General features: G+C 46.1%; 7 protein-coding genes. All 7 read right to left on the bottom strand.

The window, feature by feature from the left end; all coding sequences use genetic code 11:
- The coding region (locus ACZLMD_RS03620; protein WP_489495132.1) for a hypothetical protein at positions 1-362 on the bottom strand (362 nt) is incomplete at its 3' end.
- A 337-nt stretch (positions 363-699) separates the two neighbouring features.
- Positions 700-891, bottom strand: coding sequence for a hypothetical protein (locus tag ACZLMD_RS03615; RefSeq protein WP_489495131.1), 192 nt, complete (start codon positions 889-891; stop codon positions 700-702).
- Positions 892-906: 15 nt separating this feature from the next.
- Positions 907-2094 carry a sodium/glutamate symporter gene (gene gltS, locus ACZLMD_RS03610; RefSeq protein ID WP_022307189.1) on the bottom strand — a complete coding sequence of 396 codons (1188 nt, stop codon included), beginning with the start codon at positions 2092-2094 and terminating at the stop codon, positions 907-909.
- 137 nt (positions 2095-2231) lie between these two features.
- Positions 2232-3188: a TAXI family TRAP transporter solute-binding subunit gene (locus ACZLMD_RS03605; RefSeq protein WP_484109023.1), complete on the bottom strand. Its 957-nt coding sequence runs from the start codon at positions 3186-3188 to the stop codon at positions 2232-2234.
- A 114-nt stretch (positions 3189-3302) separates the two neighbouring features.
- The gene (locus ACZLMD_RS03600) at positions 3303-4625 is read right to left on the bottom strand and encodes a putative ABC transporter permease (protein WP_330420718.1); all 1323 of its coding nucleotides are present in this window, start codon (positions 4623-4625) and stop codon (positions 3303-3305) included.
- Positions 4626-4834: 209 nt separating this feature from the next.
- Positions 4835-5716 (bottom strand): phosphate ABC transporter permease subunit PstC, encoded by an 882-nt coding sequence (gene pstC / locus ACZLMD_RS03595; protein WP_118560085.1) that lies wholly within the window; start codon positions 5714-5716, stop codon positions 4835-4837.
- A gap of 165 nt (positions 5717-5881) precedes the next feature.
- Entirely contained in the window at positions 5882-6796 is a 915-nt protein-coding gene (locus ACZLMD_RS03590; protein WP_118560007.1) for a substrate-binding domain-containing protein, read from the bottom strand.
- Between the last annotated feature and the right edge of the window lie 2 nt (positions 6797-6798).

The raw sequence follows: 6798 nt of genomic DNA, 5'->3' as shown, positions 1-6798 counted from the left end.
TCTCTGTTAATCACTTCATTTAATCCGTCTAACAGAAATAAAAATTTGTACTGACTATTATCTCTTATCATTGTCTGAATAGAGGTCTTGATAATTCCATATTCATCACTTGAATAAAACTGTTCCCGTACAAATTCCAATATAATTCCATCAATAAGGTCTTCTCTGGATTTCACATTAATGTCTGCCAAACGTATGTATATCGGAATTATGTTGCCTGTTCCCATCGTTAATTGTTCTTTATATCTGTTATACATCCCCTTTAATATCGTTGTTTTGCCAAAACCTTCCGGTGCTTCAATAATATAGTTTCCCCGAAGCTTTTCCTGTCGATTATGTTCATAATATTCTATAAAATTCATAGATGACTTTCCTCCTCTTTATATCAATTTACGCTATGAGGGAATCACTCAAATTATTTCAGTCATGCATCACTAACATTATAAATCATCTTTATCCAATTGGATATTATAACACTGAAAGTCACTCGAATATATTTTAAATTCAAGTGACTTTCCTTTATTGCATCTACTCCATTTCCTATTATAACACGGAACATATCAAACGATATTAATCCGCCTGACATATTCATTCTACCACACCCCTTTTCCCCGTTTCTTTCCGATTTTTTCACCCTCACAAACCCAAAACTGCCACATATCAACTTCTCTCGCTGATATGTGGCAGTTTACTCTACCCTTATTTCCTTTTGATATGTACCTCGGGAATTGCTACGCTGTCGTAGACCACCCCGGGCTTGTATGTTTCTTTTTCGTGCTTCTCTTCCGCCTGTGCGGTCTGTTCCTGCTCCGGTGCCTCATGGGTGTGGATCTCCGGAATAGCCAGATTTTCATAAGTCAGATCGTAATTCTTTTTCTTTTTTCCAAACATTTCTGCATCCCTCCATTAAATGAAATTGATAAAAAATGTTATAACCAGACTGTTGATGAAATCCGCGAAAAGGCTGCCGACCAGCGGAATCAGCAGGTATGCCTTGACGGATGTCGTGTACTTCTCACAGATAGCCTGCATGTTTGCCATGGCGTTCGGAGTTGCTCCCATTCCAAAACCGCAGGTTCCGGCAACGAGTACTGCTGCGTCGTAATCTCTTCCCATAATATTAAATTCGAGGAAGTAAGTAAATACTGCAATCAGAAGCGCCTGTACCGCTAACAGGATAAACAGCGGAAGTGCAAGGTCGGCAAGCTGCCACAGCTTCAAAGTGATCATCGCAATTCCGAGGAACAGCGACAGGGAGATACCACCCAGATCGTTGATCTCGCCCATGTGAATCGTAAATTTGCCGCTGTACTCACCGATATTTCGAAACAGCGCTGCTGCGATCATGGCTCCGATGTAGATTGGGAAGGTCATGCCGGTCTTGGTCAGAAAATAAGAAAAGATTGTTCCCAGACCGATTGCAAGGATCAGCTGGAATACCGCCGCCGCGTACATATTGGTATGACGCTCATGCTTTTCCTCTTCCTCGACTAACAGACTGTCATCCTCCGGGATGGCAGTTTCAAGCAGCTTTTTCTTCTCGATGAGACGCTTTCCAAGAGGACCGCCGATCAAACTTCCGCAGATCAATCCAAAGGTTGCTGCTGCAGTACAGATTGTTGTTGCTCCGGAAATATTAAAGTCCTCGAGAACAGGTCCGAAAGCTCCTGCGGTACCATGTCCGCCGACCATCGGGATCGAACCGGTACACATACCGATGAGCGGGCTTAAACCGAGAAGCTTTGACATTCCAACTGCGACCAGGTTCTGTGACACGATCAGCAGGATCACAAGTCCCAGAAATACAACCAGTGATTTACCGCCACTTTTAAGAACCTTGAGATTTGCCTGAAAGCCAACCGAGGTAAAGAAAAATACCATACACACCTCGCGCAGTGTATCGTCAAAGGAAAACTCTGCCACACCCGTCACATAACAGATGCAGGTGAAAATGGCAAATAATAAACCACCGACAACCGGAGCCGGAATACAAAACTGCTCCAAAAAATGTATCTTACTTTTCAAATAAGCACCAAGCATCAGAACAAGGACGGCTGCCGCCAGTGTCTGATACATGTCCAACTGTATTTTCATAACTAAATCAAACCTTTCCAGATATCTGCCATATTCTTGTTGTACCGCAGATATCCATTTCCTGTAAATCTGTCCGCACGGAAACGCCCCTGAAAGATTCCGTGCATTCCCACCATCCATATATTACCTATTACCGTTTACTTATTCTCCGGCACTTCCACACCTTTGGACTTATAATACGCCTCGGCTCCGGGATGGAACGGGATCGTCACTCCCTGAACCGCCTTCTCCGGCGTCAGCTGCAGATTAATCGAAGTGGAATACTGAATATCCTTGACATGTTCAAACAAAAACCTGGTCAATGTCTGTACGGTCTCATCGGACAGGGTATTGCTTGCAAGCAGAACGGACTGCACGCTGAGCGTCTCAATGTTCTCTGTCTGACCTGCGTAGGTCCCTGCTGGGATCACACAATCATTATAGAAGGGGTATGCTTTCTTTAGCTTCTGTCTGCAGTTCTGAGGTATGGAGAGCACCTTAATGTCGCATTCCTTAGTAAGTTCCTCAATCACTGTCGTGCTGACACCTGCTGTGCAGAAAAATGCATCAATCTTCTTTTCCTCGAGCTTGTCTGCTGCCTGTGTGTAATCCAGATTCTCGGTATCTACCAGTGCATCCGGCAGCCCACAGACCTCCAGGATCTGCCTGGCATTGCGCTCCGTACCGGATTCCTCGGCACCGATGCTGATCGTCTTGCCCTCCAGATCATCCGGCGAATCAATGCCGGAATCTTTTCTGACAACAATCTGGCATGCCTCCGGATACAGACTTGCAACTGCTTTATAGCCGCTGTACTTACCGGAATGAAACGTTCCCTTTCCATAGTAGGCCTCATCGATCAGATCCGCCTGCGCAATCCCAAGTTCAATATAATTGTCAGAAAGCAGGCGCAGATTTGCAGCGGAACCGGCAGTGCTTTTGACCTTCCAGTTAATACCCTTCTCCTCCTCTGACATCAGCTCCGTGTATGCATTTGCAAATGGATAATACATACCTCCGACTCCGGCGGCACCGAAGCGGATTGTCTCCTGTCTGCTGCAGCCTGTCGCAAGGATCATACTCAGACAGACAAGAACAGATATTGCTCGTTTCATACTTCAAACTCCTCTCTCATTAAAATCCTGACCAATCAACAGATCAGCGATAACCCCTTCCGTATGTGAATCATTCCTCGGCGTTTATTGCTTCTATTACTTCCGTAGTGTTTATCACTTAGGAACGATCGCATTCGGATATATTTTCTGCAAACGGACATCGTCGTAATGAGTGTCCGACCATTTCTGCCATTCGGAAACTGCCTCCACACCTTTGCTCCGTTCATCATAACGGACCAGTGCCATACACGATACTGCGATGTTGCAGCTCATAAATACAACGAGAAGCCAGACGATCACCTTACCTGCCTTGACCGGAAGCATCTCAATAAGCTTCTCCGTCTTCGGCAGAAATGCCTTAAACCACACAACCGCCGCAAATCCCCAGAAAAAACAGTACAGCAGATTGATCCTGCCCCCAAGATTGAACGGGATCTTGCTGTAATCCCAGAATACCTTTCCGAATACAAGCTCTGTAAATACACTGCAGAGATATTCATACGCACCGCCTAAGAGGGTGCCGGTCAGGAAAAGAAAACGGTCACTCCGGTTGCGGTACTGATAGAGCATCCAGGATACCAGTGCGATTGCAAGCCCCCATACAATGCTAAACGGTCCCCACACTACACTGCTGCGGCTCATCCACACTCCGGCACGCACGCGGCAGAAGATCGTCTCTGTGATATCTCCCAGAAAGGCTCCGATCATAAACAGGCTGACAATCTTATAAAAACCGCATCCTGCCGCAAAGCATTTCGTGCCGGTCTGCTGTGGGATATCCGAAACCTGCGTCTTCTTCGCCTTCGGATATGCCTTATGAATACGACGATCCACGAACCGGACAATCTTAGCGCGAAGCTTTGATTCTACCCGTCCAAGACTGTGTTCGGCTGCCTCCCAGCGCTCGGGATGACTGCTTTTGCCAGTCAGAAGCAGGAATGAACCTAATATATCAATCACCAGCACTCCCGCAAGAACCAGAAGAATGACCTTCATCAGGATCCCCGGCAAAAACAGGATCAGCTTTAGCAATAAATAATTGGTCCAGCGCACGGTGATAAAGCCGAACACGCCCCACATCAGAGATGCTGTCAGACAGATATAACCGTCCAGATTCCAATGCCGCTCCGAATAATCCCACCATCGTTCCTTAAATGCCTTCTCGATCAGATGACCGCTAATCCATTCTGCGATCGTCGCATAAAGGACCGCAAAAATAAACAGCCAGAATCCATCAAGCTCCTGCAGGCCAATCGCCATACACACCGCTGTGATACCGTATATAACACAAAACGGACCGTTTACAAGACCTCTGTTGGCGAATTTCCTCTGCTTCCATGTTGCAAGAACCGTCTCCAATATCCACCCGCCAAAGGAGTAAATAAAAAACAGCCACAACAATTCATATCCGGTAAATTGATGCATGCTTTTCTCCATTTCCTGTGCCTGTTGCACATTTATCGTATAAAATATTGTTATTTTACCATTTTTCCTGCCGGAATACAAATAACTCCTGTACCGGAAGAAAATACTTCCAATACAGGAGTTATCGCATTATGCAAAATACTCTGTTATATTATAAAGGCAAAAGCAGTCCGCTTTGTATCGTTACATACAAATTGTTATCCTGTGTCTGCCCCGCCCGTTTATGTGTTTGCGTTTCTTTTCTTCAAAAGGGAAAATAACAGATTGATGATCAGGATGAAGATAAAGAGTACAACACCCGTTGCAATCAATGCTTCCCTGTGAAGATCGGTCGCATATCCCATATCGATTACGATATTGGCGGTCATAGTACGAACACCGTCGAAGATCGATCCCGGCACTCGTGGCTGGTTACCGGCTACCATGATCACAGCCATGGTCTCACCGATCGCACGCCCCACACCAAGGATCACCGCTGCCATAATGCCGGACTTTGCTGCCGGCACGACTGTCATAAATACACTTCTCTCATGAGTTGCTCCCAGTGCCAGAGCACCCTGATAATAAGAATCCGGCACCGCCCGTATCGCCGACTCTGACACATTGATAATGGTTGGCAGGATCATCATACCAAGCAGCACCGAGGCTGTCAGGATACTCTGTCCCGTTGTTGTCATCTGATACTGCATCAGGATAGGCCGGAAGGTGTTACGCACAAACGGCACCAACACCATCAGACCGAAGAAGCCGTACACAACGGATGGAATTCCTGCCAGAAGCTCTACGCCCGGCTTTAAGATCTTATACAGCTTTTTCGGGCAAAATCTTGCCATGAAAACCGCCATCAGAAGTCCGACCGGCACACCTACAATGATTGCTCCTATCGTCACATAGATACTGCCAACGATCGTAGAGAAAATACCAAACAGGTTACTGCCCGGTTTCCATTCTGTTCCTAACAGAAACTCCTTCAGACCGATCTTTGCAATACCCGGAATTCCGTTACTGAGCAGGAAGATACAGATCAATGCAACCGACAGAATGGAGATGCAGGCACAGATCAGAAATACGATCTCCATAACGATCTCTTTAATATTACTCACATGTAATTGTTTCATAATGCCATATCCTTTCGCACATCTTAATAATGCATTTGTTTCTCATATCCTATGCATATATTTCATGTCACTGATATGCCAGACAGCCTCACAGCTGCCCGGCATACGAGTTATGTATATCAAATTTCGGTTGTGACACACCTGCGTCAATTACTCGGTCACGTCGCTCCAGTCAGTAACCTCACCGGTGAAGATCTTCTTAACCATGTCGGTTGTGATCTCTGTACGTGTATTCTGTGTATTGACGATTACTGCAATACCATCGAGTGCAATTGCCTGAGAGGTCAGACCTTTATCCTTCTCACTGTCCTCAAGCTCTCTGGATGCCATACCGATATCACAGGTACCGTCTGCTGCTGCAGTCATACCTGTTGTGGAATCGCTCTCCTGAATCTCGATCTCAGCCTTCTTGTTTACTGCCTTGTATGCCTCAGCAAGCTTCTCCATAACCGGTGTAACGGATGAGGAACCTGCAACAACAAGCTTTCCGCTCTCCCCGCTGCTCTTAAATGCCTTTGCATCATCTACAGAAGCGATGTAACCGTTGTCCTCAACAACCTTCTGACCTTCCTCGCTCAGGATGTAATCGATAAAGTCCTGCGCAAGCTTTCCCGGTGTTCCTTTTGTTGCAATGTTGAACGGACGGGAAAGGCTGTACTTGCCATCCTTGATGTTCTGCGCTGTCGGCTCAACACCGTCTACGTTTAATGCCTTTACTGTGTCATTTAAAGAACCGGTGGAAGAATATCCGATCGCATACTCATCACCGGAAACGGTAGTCATCATGATCTCTGTACTGTTAGAGATGATTGCATCTGCTGTTGTATTGTCTGTCTTATTGCCATCCGCATCCTTTTCTTCTACACCGGTAAGCTCTACGAAAGCACCTCTGGTACCGGAACCATCCTCACGGGAAACAACACTGATCGGCTGGCTTGCACTGCCGGAATCAGATCCGGAACCTGCATCAGAGCTGCTTGCTCCGTTGCTGCTGCCACAGCCTGTCATTAATGCTGCTGTACACATTACACTCATTGCGATTGCCAATAATTTTCTCTTTCTCATAA

The organism is Jutongia sp. (assembly GCF_057878315.1).
This window is presented reverse-complemented; position numbering and strand designations above follow the sequence as displayed.